This window comes from Algoriphagus aquimarinus (assembly GCF_007997215.1).
Lineage (GTDB): Bacteria > Bacteroidota > Bacteroidia > Cytophagales > Cyclobacteriaceae > Algoriphagus > Algoriphagus aquimarinus_A.
Map to the genome: position 1 here is coordinate 309349 of NZ_VORW01000002.1, position 25953 is coordinate 335301.

At 40.9% G+C, this 25953-nt stretch carries 20 protein-coding genes; 7 read left to right on the forward strand and 13 right to left on the reverse strand.

Annotated elements, in window-relative coordinates; genetic code table 11:
* Positions 1-105: 105 nt before the first annotated feature.
* Genes ESV85_RS05895 through mobC form a run of 3 tightly spaced genes read left to right on the forward strand, consistent with a single transcriptional unit; the run spans position 106 to position 3772 of the window.
* Positions 106-492: a plasmid mobilization protein gene (locus tag ESV85_RS05895; RefSeq protein WP_146915671.1), complete on the forward strand. Its 387-nt coding sequence runs from the start codon at positions 106-108 to the stop codon at positions 490-492.
* The gene (locus ESV85_RS05900; RefSeq protein WP_146915673.1) at positions 477-1760 is read left to right on the forward strand and encodes a relaxase/mobilization nuclease domain-containing protein; all 1284 of its coding nucleotides are present in this window, start codon (positions 477-479) and stop codon (positions 1758-1760) included. The genes ESV85_RS05895 and ESV85_RS05900 overlap by 16 nt, the downstream gene beginning before the upstream one ends.
* 20 nt (positions 1761-1780) lie before the next feature.
* Positions 1781-3772, forward strand: coding sequence for a conjugal transfer protein MobC (gene mobC, locus ESV85_RS05905; protein WP_317130770.1), 1992 nt, complete (start codon positions 1781-1783; stop codon positions 3770-3772).
* Between the two features lie 326 nt (positions 3773-4098).
* On the opposite strand, the gene ESV85_RS05910 is transcribed toward mobC, so the two are convergent.
* From ESV85_RS05910 to ESV85_RS05945, 8 genes are all read right to left on the reverse strand, one after another.
* Complete coding sequence (locus ESV85_RS05910; protein WP_146915675.1) at positions 4099-4959, reverse strand: class I SAM-dependent methyltransferase; 861 nt, start codon at positions 4957-4959, stop codon at positions 4099-4101.
* A gap of 175 nt (positions 4960-5134) precedes the next feature.
* Entirely contained in the window at positions 5135-6916 is a 1782-nt protein-coding gene (locus tag ESV85_RS05915; protein WP_146915676.1) for an efflux RND transporter periplasmic adaptor subunit, read from the reverse strand.
* A 62-nt stretch (positions 6917-6978) separates the two neighbouring features.
* Positions 6979-7401 (reverse strand): heme-binding domain-containing protein, encoded by a 423-nt coding sequence (locus ESV85_RS05920; RefSeq protein WP_223275918.1) that lies wholly within the window; start codon positions 7399-7401, stop codon positions 6979-6981.
* Positions 7402-7421: 20 nt separating this feature from the next.
* The gene (locus tag ESV85_RS05925) at positions 7422-8030 is read right to left on the reverse strand and encodes a DUF3347 domain-containing protein (protein ID WP_146915680.1); all 609 of its coding nucleotides are present in this window, start codon (positions 8028-8030) and stop codon (positions 7422-7424) included.
* Between the two features lie 162 nt (positions 8031-8192).
* Positions 8193-10232 carry a copper-translocating P-type ATPase gene (locus ESV85_RS05930; protein WP_146915682.1) on the reverse strand — a complete coding sequence of 680 codons (2040 nt, stop codon included), beginning with the start codon at positions 10230-10232 and terminating at the stop codon, positions 8193-8195.
* Between the two features lie 21 nt (positions 10233-10253).
* Complete coding sequence (locus ESV85_RS05935; protein WP_223275936.1) at positions 10254-12626, reverse strand: multicopper oxidase domain-containing protein; 2373 nt, start codon at positions 12624-12626, stop codon at positions 10254-10256.
* A 57-nt stretch (positions 12627-12683) separates the two neighbouring features.
* Positions 12684-13142 (reverse strand): DUF305 domain-containing protein, encoded by a 459-nt coding sequence (locus ESV85_RS05940; protein WP_146915686.1) that lies wholly within the window; start codon positions 13140-13142, stop codon positions 12684-12686.
* Between the two features lie 2 nt (positions 13143-13144).
* A complete protein-coding gene (locus ESV85_RS05945) occupies positions 13145-13372 on the reverse strand; it encodes a hypothetical protein (RefSeq protein ID WP_146915688.1) in 228 nt (75 codons plus the stop codon).
* A 108-nt stretch (positions 13373-13480) separates the two neighbouring features.
* Here ESV85_RS05945 and ESV85_RS22215 point away from each other — a divergent pair, with 108 nt between their 5' ends.
* A complete protein-coding gene (locus tag ESV85_RS22215; protein ID WP_191321946.1) occupies positions 13481-13645 on the forward strand; it encodes a hypothetical protein in 165 nt (54 codons plus the stop codon).
* A 102-nt stretch (positions 13646-13747) separates the two neighbouring features.
* Here ESV85_RS22215 and ESV85_RS05950 read toward each other — a convergent pair whose 3' ends face one another.
* From ESV85_RS05950 to ESV85_RS05970, 5 genes are all read right to left on the reverse strand, one after another.
* Positions 13748-14164, reverse strand: coding sequence for an HYC_CC_PP family protein (locus ESV85_RS05950; protein WP_146915690.1), 417 nt, complete (start codon positions 14162-14164; stop codon positions 13748-13750).
* 160 nt (positions 14165-14324) lie between these two features.
* Entirely contained in the window at positions 14325-17414 is a 3090-nt protein-coding gene (locus ESV85_RS05955; RefSeq protein ID WP_146915692.1) for an efflux RND transporter permease subunit, read from the reverse strand.
* Positions 17415-17426: 12 nt separating this feature from the next.
* A complete protein-coding gene (locus tag ESV85_RS05960; RefSeq protein ID WP_223275919.1) occupies positions 17427-18920 on the reverse strand; it encodes an efflux RND transporter periplasmic adaptor subunit in 1494 nt (497 codons plus the stop codon).
* Between the two features lie 39 nt (positions 18921-18959).
* Positions 18960-19181, reverse strand: a complete 222-nt coding sequence (locus ESV85_RS05965) for a hypothetical protein (protein ID WP_146915695.1) — start codon at positions 19179-19181, stop codon at positions 18960-18962.
* Positions 19182-19200: 19 nt separating this feature from the next.
* Positions 19201-20385: a TolC family protein gene (locus ESV85_RS05970; RefSeq protein ID WP_146915697.1), complete on the reverse strand. Its 1185-nt coding sequence runs from the start codon at positions 20383-20385 to the stop codon at positions 19201-19203.
* 331 nt (positions 20386-20716) lie between these two features.
* On the opposite strand from ESV85_RS05970, the gene ESV85_RS22635 reads away from it, so the two are divergent.
* From ESV85_RS22635 to ESV85_RS05980, 3 genes are all read left to right on the forward strand, one after another.
* Positions 20717-20839, forward strand: a complete 123-nt coding sequence (locus tag ESV85_RS22635; RefSeq protein WP_262713333.1) for a hypothetical protein — start codon at positions 20717-20719, stop codon at positions 20837-20839.
* 183 nt (positions 20840-21022) lie between these two features.
* Complete coding sequence (locus ESV85_RS05975; RefSeq protein WP_146915699.1) at positions 21023-21415, forward strand: hypothetical protein; 393 nt, start codon at positions 21023-21025, stop codon at positions 21413-21415.
* A 132-nt stretch (positions 21416-21547) separates the two neighbouring features.
* A complete protein-coding gene (locus tag ESV85_RS05980) occupies positions 21548-25918 on the forward strand; it encodes a CusA/CzcA family heavy metal efflux RND transporter (protein WP_146915701.1) in 4371 nt (1456 codons plus the stop codon).
* Positions 25919-25953 lie beyond the last annotated feature (35 nt).

Sequence of the window (25953 nt, forward strand, 5' to 3'; positions counted from 1 at the left end):
AATCGGCAAGATGTACGGTTGTATCACAACCGGATCTTGAAACCCCTTACTCCGGAGTCGTGGGGTTTGAGTTCGAAAAGCTTTTAACCGTGAAAATGAACTGCGATGAAAGAAGAAAACAAGAGAGACAAATGGCTGCATATCCGATTGACAGACCGGGAATTACTGAACCTAAAGGCAAATTGTGAAGAGACAGTGCATGACAATCTAAGTGAATATTCCAGAAGGATTTTGCTCAAAAAGTTGGTGATAGGTAGGTATCGGGATACCGGTATTCAGGAGCTTTTAAAGGAGTTGACAACACTGAAGCGGGATCTCCATGGCCTTGCCACCAACTATAACCAGTTGGCTAAAAAGATGAATACGGCTACTGATGATGAAATTACTTCCAGCCGTTTCCAGGTTGATACTTTGGAGCAAAGTATCCAAGAATCACTGAAGCAGGTGAATCGATTTGTTGATCAAACAGTTGAAAAATGGTTGCAATCATAAAGACCAGTAAGTCTTTGAGACGACCATTTCACTACAATGAAAATAAGGTGGAGCAGGGAGTGGCTGAATTGCTTTTAGCCCAGAATTATCCCATGAAAAATGCGGAACAGACTGCTGATTTGCGGTTGAAATACTTGCTCAAATTGGCAAATCTGAACTCCAGAACGTCGGTAAATGCAGTCCATATCTCATTGAATTTTGCACCCGGAGAGGACATTGAAAAAGAAAAATTACAAAACATAGCCAAGGAATATATGCGTGGGATCGGCTTTGAAAACCAGCCTTTTCTGGTCTATAAACATACCGATGCAGGCCATCCGCATCTGCATATTGTGACTACCAACATTGAGCTCGACGGCAAGCGGATTCCCTTGCATAATATCGGAAAACTCAAATCAGAACCTACCCGAAAAGCCATCGAAAAACAGTTTGGTTTGGTGCCAGCCGAGTCACAAAAACAGGGACTTTTTATAGCCAAACCCGTTGCTCTTTCCAGACTGGAATATGGTAAATCAGAGACCAAACGGGCCTTAGGAAATGTGCTGCAGCATGTGCTCAAAAACTACAGATTCACTTCCTTGCCTGAGCTAAATGCGGTATTGAAAGGCTATCGAATAGTGGCTGACCGTGGGAATGAAGAATCACGGATTTTTAAAAATAGAGGACTGGTTTACCGGGTATTGGATGCTGAAGATAATAAGATTGGAGTACCGATAAAGGCAAGTAGTTTTCACTTTCGAGCTACACTGATTGCGATTGAATCCAAGTTTGAGGCTAATGCTTTGGAACGCAAGAAACATATCAAATCAATACGCTCAGCAATTGATCTGACTGTGTTGAAGATGCCTAAATGTAGTTTCGAAGAGGTAATGAAAAGCCTAGAGAAGCAAGGCATTGTAACGGTCAAACGGGAGAATCAAGCCGGTAGATTGTATGGGATCACTTTTGTGGACCATCGTACCAAATGTGTATTTAATGGAAGTGCATTGGGTAAAAAATACAGTGCGAATGGCTTGTTGAATCGAATAGAAATAAATCATAAAAATGATGCTATAACTCCCAAATCATATATCAAATCAGCAAATCAAATACAGGTAAACCAAGGTGATCAGCGGCTAGTGAAATCGGGTGCTGATGAGGAAAATGGTAGAGGAGAGAACTTTTCAAAAAGATTATTGGAGTCCGTAATTACTCCAGAGGAGACATATAGTTATCTGCCATTTGAATGGAGGAAGAAGAAGCGTAAGAAAAAAAAGCAAGTAAAGTAATAGGGATAAACTAAGAGGGGATGGGGATGCAAACCGGAGAAAACGAACAGGGATTACGCAAGATTTTGGATATGACTCGCCTAATGGGGGTTGGGGTTTTGGGACTGCATTTTTATTACTATTGCTATGCTACTTTTAGAGATTGGAGGCTGGTTTCGGATCTGACAGATGGAGTTTTAGAGAACATTTTTAATACGGGTCTGTTTGAGAATTTTTACACTTCCAAGGTAATTGCGGTTGTCTTGCTGGCCATCTCTCTTTTGGGGATCAAAGGTAGGAAGAATGAAAAGATGAACGCCAAGACGGCTTCGGCCTATGGCCTGCTGGGCATGGGATTTTACTTCGGAAGTTACATTCTAATGCATTGGAAAGCGCCAATAGAATGGGTTTCGATTGCCTACATGACATTTACTTCCTTAGGTTTTTTGCTTATACTTTCGGGTGGAACAAAGCTCTCGAGAATCATTCAAGAGCAGCTTAGCAGTGATGTTTTCAATTCAGAAAATGAAACCTTTCCGCAGGAAGAACGGCTGTTAGAAAATGAATTCTCAATTAATTTACCTGCTAAATATAGCCTAAAAGGAAAGGTTAGAGGCAGCTGGATCAATATCATCAATCCTTTTCGTGGGTTGATGGTGTTGGGAACTCCAGGTTCTGGGAAGAGCTATTTTGTGATCCGCCATGTGATCACCCAGCACATCAAAAAAGGATTTTCCATGTTTGTCTATGACTTCAAATTCGATGATTTATCGGCTATTGTTTACAATACCTGGCTAAAAAATAAGACTGGTTATAAAGTGGTTCCCGAGTTCTATGTGATCAACTTTGATGACCTCACCCGGAGTCACCGCTGCAACCCGTTGGCCCCTGAAACCATGTTGGATATTACCGATGCAGCTGAGTCGGCACGGACTATTTTGATGGGGTTGAATAGGGAATGGATCAAAAAGCAGGGAGACTTTTTTGTGGAATCACCGATCAATTTTTTGACCGCTATCATCTGGTTTCTTCGCAAATACAACAATGGTGAGTTTTGTACTTTGCCCCATGTCATCGAGTTGATGCAGGTTGATTATGACGAGTTGTTTACGGTATTGAGGACTGAAAAGGATATTGATGTGCTGATCAATCCCTTTGTGAATGCCTACCTGAATGATGTGATGGAGCAGCTGGAAGGACAGATCGCCTCTGCCAAAATATCCATGGCAAGGCTATCTTCAGCGCAGTTATACTACGTGCTTTCCGGTAATGATTTTACACTGGATATCAATATTCCCGAAGAGCCAAAGCTAGTATGTATGGGAAACAATCCACAGAAAATACAGATCTATGGAGCCGTACTTTCTCTCTATGTAAACCGTCTGGTGAAGCTGGTGAACCAGAAAGGAAAGCTAAAAAGCAGTCTGATTTTCGATGAGTTTCCGACCATCTATTTAAATGGAATGGACAGCCTTATTGCCACGGCACGGAGCAATAAAGTGGCAACTACTTTAGGAATTCAGGATCTTAGCCAGCTACGAAAAGACTATGGGAGAGAGTTAGCTGATGTGATCATGGGGATTGTTGGAAACATTGTTTCAGGTCAGGTGACTGGTGATTCAGCCAAACAATTATCGGATCGAATAGGGAAGATTATGCAGGACAGACAGAGCCTTTCCATCAACAGTGCAGACACCTCGATCAGCAAATCAAAACAGTTGGAATCTGCTGTTCCTCCTTCCACCATATCCTCGCTTTCCTCAGGGGAATTTGTGGGGATGGTAGCCGATAACCCAGACTGTAAAATGACTTTAAAAGCTTTTCATTCGGAGATTATCAACGACCATAAGGCCCTGAAAATAGAGCAGGAAAACTACCAGCCCATTCCTGAAATCCGAAAGATTGACACAACCATTGTTCAGCGAAATTACCTCCAGATCAAGCAGGACATTAGGGATATTATACTTTCTGAAATGGATAGGTTGGTTAATGATCCTGGGCAGAAACATTTGGTGATAAAGAAAGAGGGATAATAAAATGATATCCCTCAAACGATTTATTTTTTTGGCTAATTTTAAAGATTAAGGTTTTAGACCCTTCCTCTCTACATCTAAAAAACCTAACCTTCTGAAAAAATGATGGTTAGGTTTTTTTATTTTGAGACAGTAGCGAAATCAGTAGCGTTTTGGTCTTGTTTTGGAGATGGTCCAACGCTTTAATTGGCTACTCCGAAAATTCAGTATGGTACTTTCTCCAAGCTAATCAGTTCAATAACGTGCCTTTTGCTAAGTCTCAGAATAGCGATAACTTATTGATGCTAAAAATGACTCATTCTTGATAAAGGTAACTTCATAGTTAACTATGAATTTGTGGCGGTAAGGTATATGAAATTTGTTCCATCTGATTCAATGGACTTTTCGCGTATGATTCTAAACCCAAATTTTGTAAAATAGTAATGGTATGGGTGGCAAAAACTTAACTCACTTCCATAAATAATGGAATGCTTCTGTTTTCTAATATTGAATCCAAGCTCTATAGGTTCGTAAATAATAAATGCGATGTTTTGAAGTGCGGATAGTTCTTCAATTAAAATAACTAGTTCTTTTTCTGTCAAATACTCTAAAACTCCGCCAAAGGACAAGAAGATTTTATTCGATCCTTTGATCAAATTTATATTGCTAGTAATGTCTCCTGCTACAAATCTCAGGTTTTCAATAGTATTATAAGTACTGTTATTTATTTCAATTTGTGCTTGGTTAATGTCTATTCCCACGAAATGAGGAATACCAATAAATTTTTCTGAAAGGTTTTTCACTACCATCCCTTCGCCACATCCTATTTCAATTAGTTCTTGATAGTCGGTTTCACTGAGTAGATTAGTTATTGATTCATATATAGGTTCTTTTAATAAATTAAACATTCCTTGCAGGCGACCAGATGTCAAATCAAAATAGCCTTGAGTATGATTTGATGACCAAATTTGCCTATGAAGCTCAGCTAACTTTTCATATTTGTTATCTGCTTTCAGTTCTATAAATATTGAACATAGAATTGCGCGCTCGATCTTATTTGAAGGAATCTTTCCATTCAGAAGCTCGTTTCGAATTTCAGGTTTAATTAGTTGAGCGATTTTTCCAACCAGGTTTTTGAGTGCTTTTTTTACTGGACTTTTCGGAATCAAAACTGGAAATTCCCAATTACTATTATTACTTGGTGTCATATAATATTTGATTTAGTGTTAAGAATATTGTTTTTGAAACCAGATCCTCCTGCTAATTCTGCAAGAGAGAATATCCGAAGATGTATGTTGTTGAAATTGTCTCTTACTGCGTAATCCATCTTATATAGCATTGGTGAATTGTCTGCTTTTACCATCTCCTTAGAAGGAAGTGTATTTATTCTATTGTTTTGATTACTTCCCCACACGTGACCATGGAAGGTCCAAAATATGGGTTGATTACTTTATCCTGCAGACTTAACCAATCCGCACCTCTGTTACTATCTGCCATAGGACAATGTTGAACATATATTTTGGATGGATAGGGATGGAATTTCTCTGCCATTGCTACCATTTCATCAGAAATATTAAGGAAGTTTTTTCTCACCTCTTCAAGTGATTTTTGCTCAACAAACTTTTCAAGGTAGATTTTAAGATTGTCTTGGTATTTCATCCAACTCATATGGGATTCAACTTTGAATTTACTCATGTCTACTTTTGAAATGATCGATTGCATTCTCTTTGCAGAGGTCAAAGAGGCTGTTAACTCATCTTTGGTCAAGGCATCTTTTAATTCAAAATAGCTATCAAAAAGGGGCTTCAGCTCATTTTTAGCGTCTTGGGAAATAGATTCAGAAACAGTATTGGATGAGGCATTTGATACAGGCATTGTCATACCCGCGTGGTTATGTCCTGTCATAGCTGAGCCTCCCTCAGGGCTCATCATGCTTGGCTTTCCTGCCAATTGAGCAGCGGCATCAATACTAAATGTACCATTCACGGCTATCTCGTCTCCTTGGGACAATCCAGATTCTATTTGATAATGATCTCCCAAAGCTGAGCCTAGAGTTACTTCTCTAAGTTGGAAGCTTACGGACTGATTGGTAGCTGTCTTTACATATACTACGGAACGGGTTCCAGTCCACATTACTGCAGTCTTTGGTACGACGACACTGTTTTCATTAGATGCACCTTTGCTTTCTACTTTGCCGGAAACAAACATCTCAGGTTTAAATTTCAAGTTAGAGTTTTGTACTTCCAGTCGTGCTTGGGCTACTCTGGTTTGAGGGTTGATAATAGGATCTATGTAGCTTAATTTGCCAGAAAAAGTCTCTCCGGGAAGCGATTGAACGGTGAACTCGATGATATCACCTTTTTTGACCCATTGCAACTCGGATTCATACACATCAAATAATACCCATACCTTGCTCAAGTCAGCGATTTGATAAATAGGTTCACCTCGGTTCACGTAGTCACCCAGATTTACCATTTTCTCAGTTACATATCCAGATACATTTGCTAAAATTGGTACCTGTTCAGTTACTTTTCCTGTTGCCAGAATTTGATCAATTTGACCATCTGTTAATTTCCAGTTTTTCAGTTTTGATTTTGCAGCAGCGAAAAGTGAAGGCTGAGAATCCTTAATTTTCTGAGCCTGAAACAATTCCTCCTGAGCTGTAGCCAATTCCGGAGAATAGAGTTGTCCTAAAGTCTGACCTTTTTTAACATACTCTCCTGTAAAGTTGACTGTCAGATTTTCTATTCTCCCAGAAATATGGGCTGACTGGGTATAGTTTTGGCGTTCATCTGCTTGGATCTTTCCATTGAGCCTTATTGACTTATCACTTGAAGAATTTCCAACAACCAATGATTGGATTCCTGCCAATTGCATGGCCGTAGGAGACATTGTGATAGCCATTGGGTCAGCTTCTGTATTTTCATTTTCCAGAGGGATCAAATCCATTCCACAGATAGGGCAATCACCTGGTTCATTCTGTCTTATCTGAGGATGCATGGAGCATGTGTACGTAATAGGGATTCCTGCAATCGATTCTACGTGATCATGTTCGTCCATTTCCATTGTTGGAGCTGTATCTGGTTTAACCAGCCAGCCTACACCTATCCCTATCACTAATACGGTGATAAGTATCACAAGCTTGTTGTTGAGGATATTTTTCATTTTTGCGATCTATTTTTAATCAATCCACGGACAACTCCAAGGGTAGATTTTAAGGTTTTCAATTAGTGCAGAGTTTTCAAATAAGTTGTTAGCTCCTTCCGTTCAGCATCCGACAATATAGCCTCTCGGTGAACCAGCGTATAAGAGGAAATAGGCATTTTTTCTTGCTCAATTTGTTTGATCATACTTTCCAATTTCATCTTTTTCATCCGACCAGATAGTCTCCCAAATTCTGAGAAATTCAACTCAGATATTCCCTCTTTAATATGCTTATCTAATAGCCAACCTGCTGGCTGAAAATTACTGTACCATGGGTAGTTGACCTGATCACTATGGCAGTTATAGCAGGATGTTTTAAGCATCTTTCCTATATGCACTGGAGAGCTATTTGTAACCAGAAAGTCATCGGGGCCTGCAGGTATGTTTGGATTGTGGTTGGTGGGAATGAATTGAATTCCCACCAAGACAATTATGAGTATAAACAAGGAAACCCAGATTAGCTTTTTCACCCGACTTCAATTACTTTTTTGACAGAACCACAGGTTTGCATCTTTCCAGCAAATAAAGGATTAACAATTTCTTCTGAATCACTTAGCCATATACCTCCTTCATTTTTATTATACATCGGGCAGTATTGCTCATAAAGTTTTCTGTCCGAACCTACAATGGCCAGTAGATCTTCAAAATCCTTACCCATAGCTTGAAAATGTTCAATCTGATGATCCATTTCACTTTTGGCAATGTGTTCGCTGTGTTCTTGAATAACTTCAAGAATTTCATTCACAGTTGTTTTATCATCAGTAGATACCTGATCGAAAGAGATCGTTTTGGCATTTTCAGCCAGTTTGGCGGCTGCTTTGGCAGCATCGACTTTGTTGTTGGCACTTAGAGCTTTCTTAATTTCCAAGTATTCGTTAATAAGTTCTGTCTTAGAAGCAGCTCCGGTCATGGTCATTTCTTGATCCGTATTTTCCATCGTTTCAGACATAGCCTCATGATCATGTTCTTCTGATCCTTCAGCGTGGTCATCTAGTTTTTTCTCTCCACAGGCGATAAGGGAAATTGCCAGTCCGGCAATGAGTGCCAGCGATAAAATTGATTTTTGAGTTTTCATATTTTTTGAGTTTTAAATTTGTTTCGTAATTGTTGATATAATGGCTCTTCTTAAGCCATTTGATTATGGTTGCTAAATCAATTACCCAATACTCCATTGCCCTTCAGTATTAGTGAATAAGCCGTGAGGAATTGTGGGGATTGATAATCAAAGCACGCTCACTTATGATTTAATTTGTCTTTTTAATAACTGTGCGTTTAATGCGACGATCACTGTACTTAAGCTCATTAGTGCTGCACCAATGGCAGGACTTAGGATGATTCCAGCTCCAGCCAATACACCAGCTGCCAGTGGAACGGCCACGATGTTGTAGCCTGCTGCCCACCAGATATTCTGCATCATTTTTTTGTAGGTAGCTGTTCCGAAGAGGATCAGATTTGCAATGTCTTTTGGATTGCTATTGACCAAAATGATATCTGCAGTTTCAGCAGCAACGTCAGTTCCTGATCCCACAGCGATTCCAACATCTGCCTGAGCTAAAGCTGGGGCATCGTTGACACCATCTCCGGTCATTGCCACGAATTCACCTTTTGCTTGCAAATCTTTGATAATCTTCTGCTTGTCTTCTGGCATTACTTCAGAATAATAGCCGTCCAGCCCGAGTGTTTCACTTACAGCCTTTGCAACTATTTCATTGTCACCTGTCGCCATAAGTATTTTTATACCCTGCTTTTTAAGTGTCTCTATTGCTTCTTTGGATTCGTCACGGATTTCATCCGCCAAAGCGATGAATCCTATTAGTTTTTCATCCGAAAGAACAAAGACTACTGTTTCATCTTCTGTTTTGAAAGCTCCATCAGGTTGCTCTATGTCTTTTTGTTTTAATCCTCCTGGGCTCATAATGCTGATTTTTTTGCCATCGAGTGTGGCTTCTATGCCCATCCCAGTGATGTTTTGGAAGTTTTCTGGCTTGCTGAGGTTTAGTTTTAACTCCTTGGATTTCCTCACTATTCCAGCTGCGATTGGATGTTCAGAACTGTTTTCAAGTGCTGCTGCAATGGCGAGTAAGTCTTTATCATCTATTCCCTCTGCTACACTTTTGAATCGAGTCACTCCGAATTCACCTTTGGTCAAGGTTCCTGTCTTGTCAAAAATGATGGTAGTCAGTTTTCGTGAATTTTCGAAGGCAGTTCTATTGCGGATCAATAAGCCATGCTTAGCCGAAACTGATGTAGAAATCGCGACCACTAATGGCACCGCCAATCCCAATGCGTGGGGACAGGAGATAATCATGACCGTTACCATTCGCTCCAGCGCATAGTTGAAATCTTTGCCTAAGCTTAGCCAGACCACCAAGGTGATAATCCCTGCTGCCAAAGCGATGTAAAACAACCAGCCTGCTGCCTTGTCAGCCAGATTTTGAGTGTTAGACTTAGTTTTCTGTGCTTCTGTCACCAATCCGATTACTTTGGACAAATAGGAGTCTTCACCGGTGTGCTTCACCTTGATTTTCAGTGCACCGTTGTCGTTGACTGACCCACCAATCACCTCATCGTCTTTTTGTTTGGATACGGGCTTAGATTCCCCGGTAAGCATGGATTCGTTTACATGACTGCTTCCTTCAAGTACTTGTCCATCAGCAGGGATTTTCTCGCCAGGTCTCACCAGAATAGTGTCTCCAGATTTCAACTCCGAAATAGGAACATCTTCTGACTCTCCATCTTCCATAATTCTCCTAGCTTCCGAGGGCATCATCTTCGCCAATTCCTGTAAGGCATTCGATGCCCCCATCACGGATTTCATTTCTATCCAATGACCCAGCAACATGATGTCTATTAAACTGACGAGTTCCCAGAAAAATATTTTTCCGCCTAAACCAAATACCACTGCGGAGCTATAGAAGTAGGCTACCGAAATGGCCAAGGCAATCAGGGTCATCATTCCTGGTTTCTTGTTCTTCAGTTCATCGACCATACCTTTTAAGAAAGGCCAGCCACCGTAAAAGAACACCAAAGATGAAAGAGCAAATTGCAGGTATCGATCCCCTTCGAATCTGAACTCATAGCCAACAAGATCCTGAATCATTGGAGCCAGCACGACTATCGGCAAGGTGATCACCAGAGAAATCCAGAATCGCTTTTTGAAATCCTCGATCATGTGCATATGATGCATGCTGTGGTCATTGCCTTGCATACCTTTCCTCTCATGCTTTCCCTTTTTATGAGAATCATGTTGTTTATGACTGTGATTTGAATGATCCATTTTCTATTTATCTAAATGATTTTAAAATCTCACTGTTAATCCACCACCAGCGCCAAAGCGATTGTCATAACTTCCCATCACGGAGAAGTTTCTGGAGAAAATATAGCTGGCACCTGCTGACCAGGTAGTTTCACCTTTGTAATTAGAATTTTCACCTGATTCAGGAAGAGTATTAGTCCATCCAAAATCCATTTTGTACTCATAGTTTCCAAAAATGGTAGTTCGAGGGAAAACCATAATCTCCCTACTAATGCGAAATTCTGGTCTGAGTTTGCTATCCAGTCTTACATCCAGATTGAATAGGTAAGGGGTGAGGAATCGAATACCGACTACAGCGGTTGTACTGATTTTATCCAGACTTTTTTCGATTTCATTTTCCATATTTACTCCAGCAAAGACTCTGAAATAATCATAGAGGTAGCGCTCATAACTTACTTCTGCCTCAAAATTCTGATTATAACCATATTCTAAGTTTAGGTTGAATTGATTTCTAATATTGGAAGACATCAGATTTAGACCAACCATTTGAGATGCAACTTCAGCTGTGCCCCAGTTAAAAAATTCATCGCTTTCTTTGATGAGTTTCTTAAGTGGAAAATCCTTCAATCTTGGATCTCGTGGAGTGTCATAAGAGAACACACGTGCCATTCCGCCCATCATGTGATAGAGCACATGACAATGGAAAAACCAATCACCTTCTTCTGTTCCTTCAAATTCAATTGTGATCTTCTGCATAGGTGGAACATTCACGGTATGCTTGAGGGGTGAATATTCCCCTTTGTCGTTGATTACTCTGAAGAAATGCCCGTGTAGGTGCATGGGATGATGCATCATCGTCAGATTATTCAAGGTGATTCGAGTCACTTTTCCACCTTCGATCGTGATCTTATCAGCTTCGGCCAGTGGCACACCATTCATACTCCAGATGTATCGCCACATATTTCCTGTAAGATTCAGCAGTACTTCATTGACAGGTTCATCGGCAGGAAAACTAGTTTTTTCAGGTGATTTGAGGTAATCGTAATTGTATTCGGCGAACATATCCATACCCTGCATTTTGTCCATGGATTTTCCCTTGTCCATTTTGCCATTCATTTCCATAGGTTTGTCCATTGGCTGACTGTGGTTCATTTTGGAATGATCCATGCCTTGCATAGCAGCTTTCTTAGAAGAATCACTGGTGCTTTTCTCCTCCATATTCATCTTCGAATGATCCATTGTCATGTTAGACTTCTCCATTTTCGAGTGATCCATTTTCATGTCATTATGATCCATGTCGTCCATGTTCATTTTATCATCCATCTGCATTCCCCACTTATCCATCATTTCTTTAGGTTCCTCTTCAGCCGGTTTAAACTTCATGGCTGGGGCACCCATCTTCATGTCCATCTTTGCCATTTTCATCATCATTCCGATTTTGTCGGGACGGGGAACATCTGCAGCAGCCAGGACATCTCCACTCCCTAAGAATGCGGAGGTCTGTCCTGAACCATCTTGTGCAGTGGCTCTGATTTCCATTTTTCCAGAATCGGGAATGGTGACAATAAAATCATAGGTTTCAGCGATTGCGATGAAAGTTTTGTTATGAATGACTGGCACCACATCCAGCCCGTCAGCAGCTACAAGCAAAGGATCTTTTCCTCCAAATGTTATCCAAAACTGTGAAGAAGCAGCGCCATTGATGAATCGGACACGAACTTTCTCCCCAGGTTTGAAATCAGGATATTGGGTAATCACTTGACCATTATTCAGGAAAGCATTGTAGTAGATATCGGCAATGTCAGCACCTTCCATCCGCTGTTTCCAGAAGTTCATTTGGGCTCCAAAACCGCCTCGGCCAATCACTTGGTTTAAGGGAGTGGCGGTACCTTTTTTAATGTTGTACCATTCATTACCTCGCTTGAGATTCCGCAGTACATTCATGGGTTTTTGATTGGTCCAATCCGAAAGTAGAATGACCAGATCTGAATCGTATTCTAAGGTCTTTTCCTTCGGTTCAATCACTATGGAGCCATAAACGCCACTTTGCTCTTGAAGCATAGTATGTGAATGATACCAATAGGTACCTGCCTGTTTTAGCGGAAACTCATATTTCTGAGTTTCACCGGGCATGATAGGTGGAGTGGTGAGGTAGGGGACTCCATCAAAGAAATTTGGCAGCAGAATTCCATGCCAGTGCACGGAAGTTTCCTCTTCCATTTCATTTTTAACATAAATGACCGCATATCCGCCTTCCTGAAAAGTCAGGGTCGGTCCTGGAATCCCACCATTGACAGTCATGGCAGGCACAAGCTTTCCTGCCTTTGAAACCATTTCTTGTTTTAATGTGAGTGTATAAGTTGAAGTATCAATGGGTACATCTTGCGCAAAGGACGTTTCAAAACCTAAAACCATAAGGCCTAGGAATACGATTGGAACAAATAGTTGATCTAGTCTTAGTCTCATATCTAATTATTTAGTGGCTTCTAGTCTCTGGATCATCGCCTGCATCTGAGCGATTTCCCGTTTCTGTGCTTCGATGATATCCTGTGCTAGTTTCTGAGCTTCTGGATCTTGGAGATGAGCTTTTTGGCTCACCATGATCGCGGAAGAGTGATGTGGAATCATTGCCTTCATCCACTGCACATCCGCAATGAGCGTCTGATTTCTCAACATAGTCAGTGTGCCAAAAAAGATGATCAAGGAGCTGACCAAAATGGCGTAATTGACTTTTTTGTTCTCATACATTCCCCACATAAATAGCATCATGGAAATTGCCATAGGAGCAATCATCAAAATGGTCATGTAGGTTCTGGTCGTGCTGAGCATGACATGCTCAAATACGTCAGCGTTCAAAAACATCACTGCGTACATAATAACAAATGATACGGCCATCATTGCTGCGAATTTTAAATAGCTCTTGCTTTTCATAATTAGTAGGTTTTAGCGGTTACATAATTTATTTGAGCCAAAGAAGTCTGGTAGGCTACCATGGCTTTGAGTTTCATTTTTTGGAATTCCAGCAGTTGCTGTTGTATTCTCAATACCTCTTCGAATTCCCTTCCAGAATTGCTATAGGAATTGTACAGCAAGTTCAAGGCCTGGTCGGTGGTTTTGATTTGTCTGTCATAGAGAAGGAGCAAATTATCAAGTGTCTTCATATCAAAGGAGTAGCGGTAATAAGACCCATAGAGACTATTAGTACGCTCCTCTTTCTACATTGAATAGGATTTCTGACATTGGTGAAAATCAACAAATTGTTTTCACCAATGCCAGGATTGGCATCCATGGGTACAGGCTCTGATGGAAACGAACCTACTTTCCAGCCAAATGGAGCTGTTACAATTCCCCATGCTATCAAAGCAATAAGTAGAAGAACTGTAACTAACTTGTTTTCAAGGGAATACTTTATAATTGAGTTAAGCATGAAATAATCCTAAGAAAATTGAATACTGGATAAACTTTGCTATAAGCAATTGAGCTCACAGAAAAAAGGTGGTCTTTATGACCTTGGTTTACCTATCCGGATTACCGGATTAAATCAAGAATGATTGAAAAAGAACTGTATAGTCCTTATCAATCGAGGGGGGAGAAATGAATACGTGGGAATACTCAGTTGAATTAACTGGATCAATTCCGAAAATGAAAAGTTGGGTGAAAGCTGCTACAAAAATAAGTTGGGCAGCGTCAAGGTGTACTATTTTAAGATTCTGGTCACTATCGTTGTGAACGAGTTCGAAACTATTTTGGCAGCATTTATCAGCATTGCTTAAACCTTCTAGATCACTCGAAGGAGATTCCGATTGATGTTTCATTCCGCAGTCCAAATTTTTTGCAGAAAGACCAATTGCATTTAACATCTCAGATCCCATGCATACATGGCTGCTCTTCGCCAAACCAATGTTTGCAAAAAGCAGTAATGCTGCTAATAATATGGAAAATGTGTTTTTCACTGGGTGCTAAAATAGGGAATTAAAAATAAATGCTCAAAAAGGGTTAAATCTATAGATGCATCTATACACTACGGTACCAATCTACAAGAGTTTCTTACTTTTAAGAAATTGAATAAAAAATACCCCGAAGCAAAAGCAACGGGGTATTTATTCTAGGTGTCTAATTGCGGTTTTCCCTTTTCAAAACCAACTCGTACACACATGGTATCACAAATAGATTTAGTAAGGTGGCAGTAAGCAATCCTCCCAAAATAACTATAGCCATTGGACTTTGAATCTCATTTCCAGCCTCACTTCCTTTTAGCGCTAAAGGAATCAATGCCAGCCCTGTTGTAAATGCTGTCATTAGGATGGGATTAAGTCGATCCATTGCCCCTTCAAGCAAGAGCTCAGCTCCGACTTTCCCTTCTTTTCTCAGGTCTTCATACCTAGAAACGAGGAGTATTCCGTTTCTAGTTGCGATACCAAACAAGCTGATAAAACCAATCGTAGCTGCAATACTAATCACACCCGAAGTAAAATAGACAATCAAAATTCCTCCAATCAGAGCCAAAGGTAGATTGAGCAATACAACCAAGGAGAGTTTAATATCCTGAAACTCGTAATACAACAAAAGGAAAATAACCAAGACTGCCATTCCTGCTGTGATCAACAGAAGCTGAGAAGCTTTGGCCTCACTCTCAAACTGCCCATCATACTCGACACGATAGCCTTCTGGAAGCTGAATTTGATCTCCAATGATTTGTTGGATCTCATTGACAACAGATCTAAGGTCTCTTCCTTGTACATTGGCTGCAACTACAATTTTCCGCTGTACGTTTTCTCTGCTAATGGTATTTGGGCTACTCACTGACCCTATACTTGCCAGTTGATCCAGCGGAATTTGACCTCCATTAGGCAATGAAATCAAGGCTTTGTCAATACTAGCTCTAGAACTTCTGGATTCAGGTCTAAATCTAACTACCAGATCAAAGTACTTTTGCCCTTCATAGATCTCACCTGCCTTTTCGCCTGCAAAAGCAATATCAACCTGCTCCATCAATTCATACACAGTCATCCCATTAGCGGCAAGTAATTGTCGATTTGGAGTAATCCTGAGTTGAGGAACTTCTACTTGCTGATCTACTGCCACATCGGCAATACCCTCAATTGACTTGATGCTGGTTTCGATATTCTTCCCCACCTCAAACAAGCGCTGTAGATCAGAACCAAAGACTTTGATGGCAATATTAGCACGGGTGCCAGAAAGCATATGGTCAATCCGGTGTGCAATTGGTTGCCCAAGCGTTATACTTGCGCCTGGAACCAAACTCAGTTTAGTACGCACTTCTTCGAAAAACTCCTCTTTGGATTTATCCGAAAGGACAAATGGAACGTCAATTTCCGCTGCATTTACACCCTGAGCGTGCTCGTCCAATTCAGCCCGTCCTGTTCTTCTGGTAACTACATTCACCTCGGGCATGTCTAAGAGTATTTGTTCCACCAAAAGACCGGTTTTGTTACTTTCTTCCAATGACATTCCAGGAATACCCACTACACTGATCACCAATGAACCCTCATTGAACTCCGGTAGAAAGCTTCTTCCCAGTTGTGAGAAAAGGATTAAGCTCACTATAAATGCAGCAGCAGTCAAACCTATGATCCATTTGGGAATTTTCAGGGCTCTGCGTAAGACCTCGGAATAGTGCTTTTGCAGCCAACGTTCTACTTTGGTTCCTTCCGCTTGTTTTTCAAGTACCTTTTCATTTTTCAACAAATAGGAACAAAGAACGGGAGTCACCGTCACTGCTACGATCAAGGATGTCAGAACTGAGGTGATAAAAGCGATTCCCAAAGGCTGCAATAGCCTTCCTTCCATACCACTTAGAAAGAAAAGTGGAATAAAAGAAACTATGATAATCAGCGTGGCAATGATGATCGAACTACGGATCTCAACAGAAGCATCCTGAACTACTTGTAGCACAGACTTACGCTGTTCAATGGGCTTGCGAACGTTCTCTCTCAATCTTTTGAATACATTCTCAACATCTATAATCGCATCATCGACCAATGCGCCTATTGCAATAGCCATCCCTCCAAGACTCATGGTGTTGATGGTATATCCCAAAAGCTTTAAAACGATCACGGATACCAATAGTGAAATCGGAATTGCAACTAAAGAGATTACAGTAGTTCGCCAATTCATCAAGAAGATAAACAGGACAAGTGCCACGAAAAATGCTCCCTCAAGCAAAGTTTGATTCAAATTCGAAATGGAAGCGTCAATGAAATCAGACTGCCTGAAAATATGACTTTTGATTTCCACCCCAGCAGGTAACGTATTTTGCAAATCTGCAATTGCGAGATCAAGACTCTCAGTAAGTTCCAAGGTGTTTACATCGGGTTGCTTAGAAACAGTCAGAATCACAGCTGGAGATGCATTCAGCGACCCATCTCCGATTTTGTCTGCTGCTCCGATCTGCACGGTGGCCACATCTTTTATTTTAATGGATTGTCCGTTTACCTGCTTCAATACTGCCTCTTGCAAATCTTCCACTGCATACGCTCTGCCGCTTCCCTTGATGATGTATTGATTTCCAAATTCATTCAATATACCTCCCGGAGCATTAATATTGGACTCGGTTACTTTTTCCAACAATTCTCCCAAAGTGACATCGTAGTATTTCAGTTTTTCAGGATTGGCAAAAACTTGGTATTGCTTAAAGTCACCTCCAATCACCACCACATTTGCAATTCCGCCAATGGATTTGATTCGTGGTCGAATTGTCCAATCTGCCAGGGTACGTAATTCCATGGGAGAAAGACTGTCCGAGGTAACTCCCAATAGCATGATTTCACCCATAATAGATGAGATCGGAGCCATCGTTGGAGTACTTACACCTTCGGGTAAATTTTCCTGAACCATAGGAATTCGCTCACTCACAATTTGCCGGGCACGATAAATATCTGTACCCCAGTCAAATTCTATCCACACAATCGATATCCCAGCAGCCGATGAAGATCGAATTCTTCTGACATTGGGAGAACCGTTCATTGCTGTCTCCAACTGGTATGTAACCAGTTTTTCCACTTCTTCTGATTCCATCCCATGTGCTTCTGTCAAGATCGTAACAGTCGGTGCTGTCAGATCAGGAAACACATCCACATTCATCGTTCGTGCCAAAAACAGTCCTGTAACACTGAGTACAACAGCACCAAAAAGCACCAACAATCTATTGTGAAGTGAAATCGATAAGATTTTATTTAGCATAGCTTAGATACATTAATGTTCATGGCCATGCGCTGGTGCCTGTCCTGACATGGAAGCCATCTTTACCTGATATGCACCACGCGTAACGACCACTTCACCAACCTTCACTCCATCTAAAATTTCAACTTCTTCCCCGTTTCTTCTGCCTATCCGAACAGCTCTTCTTTCAAAGCTTTCTCCCGAAAGTTCTACGATCACAGAATAATTCCCATAGTCTTCCAGTAAAGCTGATTCAGGAATAACTGCTCCCTTTTTAGGCTGGCCAAAAGCTAGCTGAACCTCTGTGAAACTACCTTCAGGCATTTCCACCACATCATTGATTTCCGCAAATATTGAAAGCAGAGGCTGATCACTTTCGACCTCTTTCCCTACAGATAGTACTTTACCTGCTGTGGCTTTCAATCCAGACCAATGGTCAGATCTATTTTGATAATAGATGTCCTGGATATTCTGAAGCTGATTTGCGTAAGATGGACTTACCTGAACTTCTAAGAGACTGGTTTTATGACTGGTAATGGTCACCAAACTTGCGCCTTCAGAAACAAATGCTCCGTTATCTACAGCAATTGATTTAACATATCCCTCCATTGGGGCCACGATTTGTTTGCCACTGGATGTAAACCCAGCATTAAGAGTCTCAAAGGTTGACTTAGCAACTAGATACTTTTGTTCCACCTGCTCAAATTCTGCCTTGGGGACAATCTTGGATTCAAACAGCTGCTTCTTTCGCTCATATTCCTGGCTTGCCTGCTCATAGGCCGCTTTGGCTTTCTGGATCTCAGCCGAAAGATTATTTGAAGTCAATCCGGCACTGCTTACAGACATCAGTAATTGGCCTTTTTGTACTTTCATCCCTTCATTGAGATTACTGCCGTTGAAATTCACTTTCCCGTTAGTTGTAGCGATTAGCGTCTGATAATCCGAAGGAGATACTTTCCACCTCCCAGAAGTCGGGATGGTTTCATAAATTTCCTTTTCTACAACTTTTGCAGTCTGAAAATCTATCTTCCAAGCCTGCTCTTTCAGGAAAGTAATAGAGCCGTCATCAACTTCCGCTGTGCCCAATGCTTTTATTGCATCTTCCAAAGTAGCATAAACTGTTACCTGATCAATTACAATTCGATCAGTTACAGTTGGTGTTTTGAGTTCAAATAGCAACTGGTAGTTTCCTGCTTCATTTGGTTGTAAAGAGGGCTTAAAGATTCCAGGGGAATCGGGGGATTCAGCCGTATTACGAATTCCAGTTTCACCTTTGATTAGACTTACTGTCAATGTGCCCTCACGAACAGGTTGATGCTTATCCATTAGGGTAAAGTGAGCAGCAAATCTACTTGTAGACCCAACCACCAAAGCGGGATACTCAACAAACAACTCTGTTTTATCCGTCCATACTGTAGCATCCAGGGTGGGGATTTCCGCTGACTCTTCTACATGTCCACCATTTGCATCGTGGGCATGATCCTCCTCTTCCTTTGCCTGACATGAGGCAAGGAGGAGTGTAATCATTAGAATTACATATCGCATAATCAATATAATTCGACTAGATTAATGATCACTGTGGGTGGCTCCATCTTCATGGGTATGCACAGCAGAATCCTTTTCTACCTTGAATTCTTCCTGATGGTGATCGGCATCCTCTGTTTCATGTTCATGACCGTGGGCTTCTTCTGTAGTATGCTCGTGACCATGATCATTTTCTGTTTTTTTGTTGCCACATGAAACAGAAACGATTAATAGAAGTGCGAATAGAATATTTGAGATTTTCATAATTTTTTTAGTTTGAATGTTATAATTGATGTTTTAATAATTCGGCTTTAGATTGAACTAACTGGTTTTCCATTTCCAGCATTGAATCCAAAGCTTTTTGATAGAATTGCAATTCGATATAGTACTGCATAAAGGATAGTTCACCCAATTCAAATGCCTGAAGCAATAATTCTTCGCTGCCCAAGGACTGAAGAGTGGACTGGTATTCCTGGTATTTTTTCAGCAGCACTTGATATACCTCATATTTACCCAAGAATTTGGTGTGCAGGACATCCGTTTTAACTTGGGTAAATGATTTCTGATAATCATAGTTTGCTTCTGCTGCCTTAACGGTATTTCTGCTACTCCATAAAGGGATGGAAATCCCTCCATATATACCGGAATAAGTAGATCCTGAAACGCCTTGGTAATTATATCCCGCTGTCAAATTGGGAAGGGTCTTGTTTTTGGAAAGTTTGATCTGTTGCTGAGCCACATTTTCTTGCTCTCCAAGGATTCTTAATTCAGGATCAACCTGCATTTTCTCCTGCCATAGACTTTCAGGATCATCCACGATTAATGACCCTACATAGTCGTTCGGAGCAAAATCCAATTCCATTCCTCCATTCATATTTTTAAGCTCGATCATTATTTTTTTGCGATCCGAGCCTAAAATATCAAGTTTAAACTGCTCTTGAATCCAGGCTATTTTGGCTTTGTTGAGTTCGAGGATACCGACTTGCTCCAGCTCAAATAGCTCATTAGTCTGATCAAATATCTTCTTAGACTGCAAAACCCTAATTTGTTCTACATCCTCTTTTTTGTCCAAGAATATCAGTTCATTCAGAAGTTTCAAAGCTGGCAGTAACACCTCTTGTCTTTTCAATTGGTATTCCATAGCATTTTGCGCCTCCTGCATATCGATGAGGGTGCCTCGTGTGCTGTAAACTGTGGGAAACTCAAATGACTGCGTTACCTGAAACTCCGTGTAATCTCCTGAGGTGTGATTACCAAAAGGAAGGTAATATGCACCCGCCTGTGGATCAGGGAGGTTATTTAATGCTTTTTGCGTTAGCTTTTTACTTTCCAATAAGGAAGAAAAAGCCTTTAGGGTGGCATTATTCTGTTCGATTTGCTGTAAAGCATCCATTGTACTGGGAGACTGAGCTACAGCAACAAACGAAAATAAGCACACGCAAAAAGCGAGTACATTATTTTTTAACATGAAGTTGAATTTAGAATGAATCAATAGTTTTCAATGAAAGGGTATCCATTGACTTTGATACGTCATCAAAGATTGATTTATCCTAATGATGGGGGCCCGCGAAGGGCAATCGAAACAAAGTAGGTGTTCTTAGGTATCCTTAACGATTCAAGGACAGTCTTTTCTGAAGCTGGCCTTATCTCATTAACAGGTACTCGAAAAAGTTCTGGAACCGTTCTCTGAACTTTACTCTTGTTTACGTGATTTTCGGTAGCCTGTGCTTGTGAAGGCGAATGATCAACTATCTGTTGTGAATGAGCATGGTTAGCAAAAAATATGGTAAGAAAGTCTAATGGACTTTTCTCATCTGAATGATTCTCATGCTCTGTTCCTTCATGGTCGTGATCATGATGATCTGAGAGAACTTCTACTTCATGCTGGTGATGAGAATGGGGCGCCAATTGATGCAACATGAACAAGCAGAACATGCTGAGTAAAAATCGAGCTATTATCGTAGAGAAAGTGCGCACCGCTTGCAAAGGAATTTAAATTATCCCTCAAATCAAATGTTTTCTTTTCAAAGGGTGAGGAGTAAAATTAAAGAAGTACAGAATATTGCAATAGCCTTGCATTACTTTATTTCATAGATTTGCAGAACATGAAAATGATAAGAAACAGATCTTTTATTGCTTTGCTCCTTTTGGGGATGCTATCGATGAATTTCGATCTATGTTGTCAGATTCAAAAAATCCCGTTTTTACTTTCACATTTTGGGGAGCATAAAGTTTTGCATGACGACTCCGTATTTGAATTCATAGTAGAAGATTATATTGATCATGGATCAAACAATACCAGCCATGATGAAGAAAGTCATGAAAATTTACCTTTTCATGGAAATCATACCTGTTCACACGCTCCCATCTATTTCTCTTTAATAAATGATTTTTCTGTAGTCCGGTCTTTTAATGAAAAAGTAGAGCCAGCGACTTACTATACCTTTCTTTTTACTTCACCGGTTTTAGGTGAACTCTTTCAGCCTCCTCGGAGCTAAATTTCCCGTTTCACACCAGATTTACCCTTTTCGATCAGCTCTTTTCAATTGACTGATCAAGTCTGTTGTGCTCAGTTTTTTCTAAGGGCACCTGTGCCCATTTCCATTTTATTTCATAAAAATTAATTCCTTATGCTGGATAATATAATCCGGTTTTCAGTTAATAATAAACTGATTATCGGCCTACTTACCATAGGATTAGTCATTGTGGGAGGGTATTCACTTACTCAGCTTCCCATTGATGCTGTTCCTGATATTACCAATAATCAAGTTCAGGTAATCACTACCTCTCCCTCTCTGGCTGCTGAGGAAGTTGAGCGGCTTATTACATTTCCCATTGAAATCACAATGGCAACTATTCCCGACATAGAAGAAATCCGAAGCTTTTCCCGTTTCGGACTTTCGGTAGTTACTATTGTTTTTGAGGAAAATGTGGATGTCTATTGGGCTAGACAGCAAGTCAATGAGCGGATGGCTGAAGTCAAAGAACAGATTCCGCCAGGAATCGGAGCTCCAGGTATGGCTCCGATAACCACTGGTTTGGGTGAAATTTATCAATATGTAGTCGGTGTGGAACCAGGCTATGAAGATAAGTACGATGCGAGAGAACTGAGAACTATCCAAGATTGGATTGTAAGAAGACAGCTACTTGGTACACCTGGTGTTGCAGATGTGAGCAGTTTCGGAGGTTACCTTAAGCAATACGAAATAGCAATTGAACCGGACAGATTGAAATCTTTAAATGTTTCGATCGCAGATATTTTTAAGGCGCTTGAAGATAACAACGAAAATACCGGTGGGGCATACATTGAGAAAAACCTAACCGCTTTATTCATTCGGAGCGAAGGACTAGTGGGATCTTTTGATGATATCAATAATATCCCAGTTCGAGTTAATGAAAACGGTATTCCGGTATTGATAAAAGATGTAGCTAAAGTCCAGCTGGGAAGTGCTGTACGCTATGGAGCTACCACAAGAAACGGAGAAGGTGAAGTAGTCAGTGCAATTGTGATGATGCTAAAGGGAGAGAATTCGGCAGAAGTCATAGATAATGTCAAAGCTAAAATCGAAGAGATCAAGAAAACACTCCCAGAAGGAGTGACTTTGGAACCCTTTTTAGATCGGTCAAAATTAGTGGATAATGCCATTGGGACAGTTAGTAAGAATTTGATTGAGGGAGCTTTGATTGTGGTTTTTGTGCTCCTGCTTTTGCTGGGTAATATGCGCGCAGGGCTAATTGTGGCGTCTGTGATTCCATTGGCACTCCTCTTTGCTTTTACGCTTATGAATTTGTTTGGAGTGTCGGGCAACCTGATGAGTCTTGGAGCGATAGATTTTGGGTTGATTGTAGATGGGGCTGTAATCATTGTAGAAGCGACCCTGCATCATTTAGGATTGGTGAAAAAAGAAAGAAACCTGACCCAGCTTGAAATGGACGAGGAAGTATTCCTATCTGCAAGCAAAATCCGAAATTCAGCCGCTTTTGGTGAAATCATCATTCTTATCGTATATCTCCCGATTCTAGCATTGGTCGGCACAGAAGGCAAAATGTTCAGACCTATGGCTCAGACAGTTGCATTTGCTATTTTGGGCGCATTTATTCTTTCTCTTACCTATGTGCCGATGATCTCAGCACTTTTTCTAAGCAAAAAGATCAGTGATAAGCCCAATATCTCTGACAAAATCATGAATTTTTTCCATGGTTTCTACGATCCTTCCATCCGCTGGGCTATGCATCATCGAGCAGTAATTTTAAGCACTGCTTTGGTTTTATTATTGGTTTCAGGCTGGGTTTTCTCCAGAATGGGAGGTGAATTTATTCCAACACTGGAAGAGGGTGACTTTGCGGTGGAAACCCGTGTGGTCACAGGTTCTTCACTTCAAAATACCATAAAGGCCACAACCCAGGCAGAGAAGATTCTTTTGGATCAATTTCCAGAAGTAGTTGAAGTAGTATCCAAAATAGGAGCTGGTGAAATACCGACAGATCCCATGCCAGTGGAAGCAGCTGATTTGATGATTGTCTTAAAGGATAAAAGCGAGTGGACTACAGCAACTAACAGGGAAGATTTAGCGAATAAAATGTCCGAAGCGTTGGCTGTCCTGCCAGGCGTCAACTTTGGTTTCCAGCAGCCCATTCAAATGCGTTTCAACGAATTGATGTCCGGCGTTCGCCAGGATGTGGCAATAAAAATATACGGAGAGGATTTAAACCGACTTTCTGAATATGCCAATCAGATAGGTCAGATAGCGAGAGGTGTAGAAGGGGCGGAGGATATCTATGTAGAAGAAGTGACAGGAGTGCCACAAATCGTCATCGATTATAAACGGGCACAATTGGCAAAATATGGCTTAAGCATCAAGGAAGTAAACCGTTCGATTCAGGCAGCTTTTGCCGGGGCTTCCGCTGGAAAAGTTTACGAAGGGGAAAAGAGATTTGATCTGGTAATCAGACTTGATCAGACCAAAAGGAATGAACTGGAAGATGTTCAAAATTTATTTATTGCACGGGCAAATGGAGATCAGATTCCGCTGTACCAAGTAGCAGAAGTCTCCGTGAAAGAAGGACCATATCAGATTCAGCGGGATGACACCCAGCGGAGAATTGTGGTGGCTTTCAATGTGAGAAATAGGGATGTGGAAAGTATCGTCAATGAAATTGAAGCTAAAATTGACAAGGCTGTGAATTTCGACACGGGTTACTTTGTCACATTCGGTGGACAATTTGAGAATCTTATTGAGGCCAAAGCCAGACTGGGAATTGCCGTTCCTCTGGCGCTCTTACTCATCTTCGTTTTACTTTTCTTCACTTTCGGATCTATCAAACAAAGTGTATTGATATTTACTGCGATACCGCTTTCCGCCATTGGTGGGATCTTCGCTTTAACTATACGGGGAATGCCTTTTAGTATTTCTGCAGGGATAGGTTTTATCGCACTTTTCGGAGTAGCGGTGCTGAATGGAATTGTACTGATTGCTGAATTTAACCATCTGAAAAAAGAAGGGATCACGGATATATTTGAGCGAATCTATTCAGGTACACGTACCAGACTAAGGCCTGTGATTATGACAGCTTCTGTAGCATCCTTGGGCTTTTTGCCGATGGCACTCTCTTCTTCAAGTGGAGCAGAGGTTCAAAAACCATTGGCCACAGTAGTCATCGGTGGGCTAATCACTGCCACGATTCTGACTTTGGTGGTTCTGCCTGTTTTGTATTACTATTTTGAAAAAGGATTTAGGAAATCCACAGGCAAAGTAGGATTGCTGGTCATTACATTTTTGACTGTTATAAATATGTCAACTTTCGCTCAGGAACCTCAGCGAATTTCTTCAGTGGACCAGGCAATAGAACTGGCTCTGGAAAACAATCCCAATGTCAAAGCAGAAGCGCTGAGGCTGGAGCAGCAGCGAGCTTTAAAAGGGGCAAGCTGGAACATAGGCAAAACTGCTGTGGATATGGAGTACGGTCAGACCAACAGTTCATTTACCAATGATTCCCGTTTTTCAGTTTCACAAACCTTTGAATTCCCGACTACTTATAGCAGACAAAATGGACTGGCTGAGTCCAAAGTAATTTCAGGTGAATTGGCCGTGGAAATGAGTAAAAATGAACTTACAAGAGCCGTAAAGTCAACTTGGTTTGCCTTATGGACGGCAAAGGAAAGGGGTAATCTACTAGTCAGACAGGATAGTATCTATTCCCGGTTCGCATCAGCTGCCACCCTCCGCTTTGAGGCAGGGGAAACCAATCTGCTTGAAAAGGCAACTGCCGAAGCGGAGGTGGCTGAAATCCAGGCACTACTGGCTCAGAACAAAGCCGATATTGAAATCTACTCTAAGAGGCTGAAAATGCTTTTAAACACTGAAGTAGAGATTGAATCTGAAATGGGAATACTGGAACAAAAGTCATCACCCCTCTCACTATCTTCTATAAGTGTGGATAGTAATCCAACGTTAGCCTGGGTTCAACAACAAATAGAAATAGCAGAAAAGGAAAAGTCAGTGGAGAAATCTAGGTTGATGCCTGATATTAAAGTTGGGTATTTTAATCAATCTCTAAATGGCCCAGGCGAAACCGTGACAGGTGATCCCAAATTCTTCACCTCCAAAGATCGTTTCGATGGTTTTCAGGTAGGATTAGCTATTCCGGTTTTTAGCATAAAATCTCAGTCCGCAAACATAAAATCCAAAACCATTCGGATAGCCGAAGTGGAACAGGAAGAAGAGGCATTTACCAACGAGCTTGAAAATCAATTAACCACGTTACTTCTTGATTACGAGAAATTCCAGACCAGTTTGGATTTTTATGAAACCAATGCTTTACCTCAAGCTGAGCTGATTTTGAAACAGTCGCAGCGGGGCTTTCAAAGTGGTGAAATTGGGTATGTGGAATATATCCAAGGACTAAGCAGAAGCTTAACCGTGTCTTTTAATTACCTGGATCTACTTGATAAATCCAACCAGGCTCTTATTCAGATCGAATTCTTGTCGGGAATCAATTAACTCCAATTAAATAAATATGAAATCGAGCATGAGTG

What these genes read in the sequence shown, in the direction of transcription:
- ESV85_RS05915 (WP_146915676.1), bottom strand. Translation starts at nt 6,916, where the DNA reads ATGAAAAATATCCTCAACAACAAGCTTGTGATACTTATCACCGTATTA.
- ESV85_RS22215 (WP_191321946.1), top strand. Translation starts at nt 13,481, where the DNA reads ATGCCAGGATTGGCATCCATGGGTACAGGCTCTGATGGAAACGAACCT.
- ESV85_RS05980 (WP_146915701.1), top strand. Translation starts at nt 21,548, where the DNA reads ATGCTGGATAATATAATCCGGTTTTCAGTTAATAATAAACTGATTATC.
- ESV85_RS05900 (WP_146915673.1), top strand. Translation starts at nt 477, where the DNA reads ATGGTTGCAATCATAAAGACCAGTAAGTCTTTGAGACGACCATTTCAC.
- ESV85_RS05895 (WP_146915671.1), top strand. Translation starts at nt 106, where the DNA reads ATGAAAGAAGAAAACAAGAGAGACAAATGGCTGCATATCCGATTGACA.
- ESV85_RS05945 (WP_146915688.1), bottom strand. Translation starts at nt 13,372, where the DNA reads ATGAAGACACTTGATAATTTGCTCCTTCTCTATGACAGACAAATCAAA.
- ESV85_RS05975 (WP_146915699.1), top strand. Translation starts at nt 21,023, where the DNA reads ATGAAAATGATAAGAAACAGATCTTTTATTGCTTTGCTCCTTTTGGGG.
- ESV85_RS05935 (WP_223275936.1), bottom strand. Translation starts at nt 12,626, where the DNA reads ATGGTTTTAGGTTTTGAAACGTCCTTTGCGCAAGATGTACCCATTGAT.
- ESV85_RS05940 (WP_146915686.1), bottom strand. Translation starts at nt 13,142, where the DNA reads ATGAAAAGCAAGAGCTATTTAAAATTCGCAGCAATGATGGCCGTATCA.
- mobC (WP_317130770.1), top strand. Translation starts at nt 1,781, where the DNA reads ATGGGGATGCAAACCGGAGAAAACGAACAGGGATTACGCAAGATTTTG.
- ESV85_RS05925 (WP_146915680.1), bottom strand. Translation starts at nt 8,030, where the DNA reads ATGAAAACTCAAAAATCAATTTTATCGCTGGCACTCATTGCCGGACTG.
- ESV85_RS05960 (WP_223275919.1), bottom strand. Translation starts at nt 18,920, where the DNA reads ATGATTACACTCCTCCTTGCCTCATGTCAGGCAAAGGAAGAGGAGGAT.
- ESV85_RS05970 (WP_146915697.1), bottom strand. Translation starts at nt 20,385, where the DNA reads ATGTTAAAAAATAATGTACTCGCTTTTTGCGTGTGCTTATTTTCGTTT.
- ESV85_RS05965 (WP_146915695.1), bottom strand. Translation starts at nt 19,181, where the DNA reads ATGAAAATCTCAAATATTCTATTCGCACTTCTATTAATCGTTTCTGTT.
- ESV85_RS05955 (WP_146915692.1), bottom strand. Translation starts at nt 17,414, where the DNA reads ATGCTAAATAAAATCTTATCGATTTCACTTCACAATAGATTGTTGGTG.
- ESV85_RS05930 (WP_146915682.1), bottom strand. Translation starts at nt 10,232, where the DNA reads ATGGATCATTCAAATCACAGTCATAAACAACATGATTCTCATAAAAAG.
- ESV85_RS22635 (WP_262713333.1), top strand. Translation starts at nt 20,717, where the DNA reads ATGGACTTTTCTCATCTGAATGATTCTCATGCTCTGTTCCTTCATGGT.
- ESV85_RS05910 (WP_146915675.1), bottom strand. Translation starts at nt 4,959, where the DNA reads ATGACACCAAGTAATAATAGTAATTGGGAATTTCCAGTTTTGATTCCG.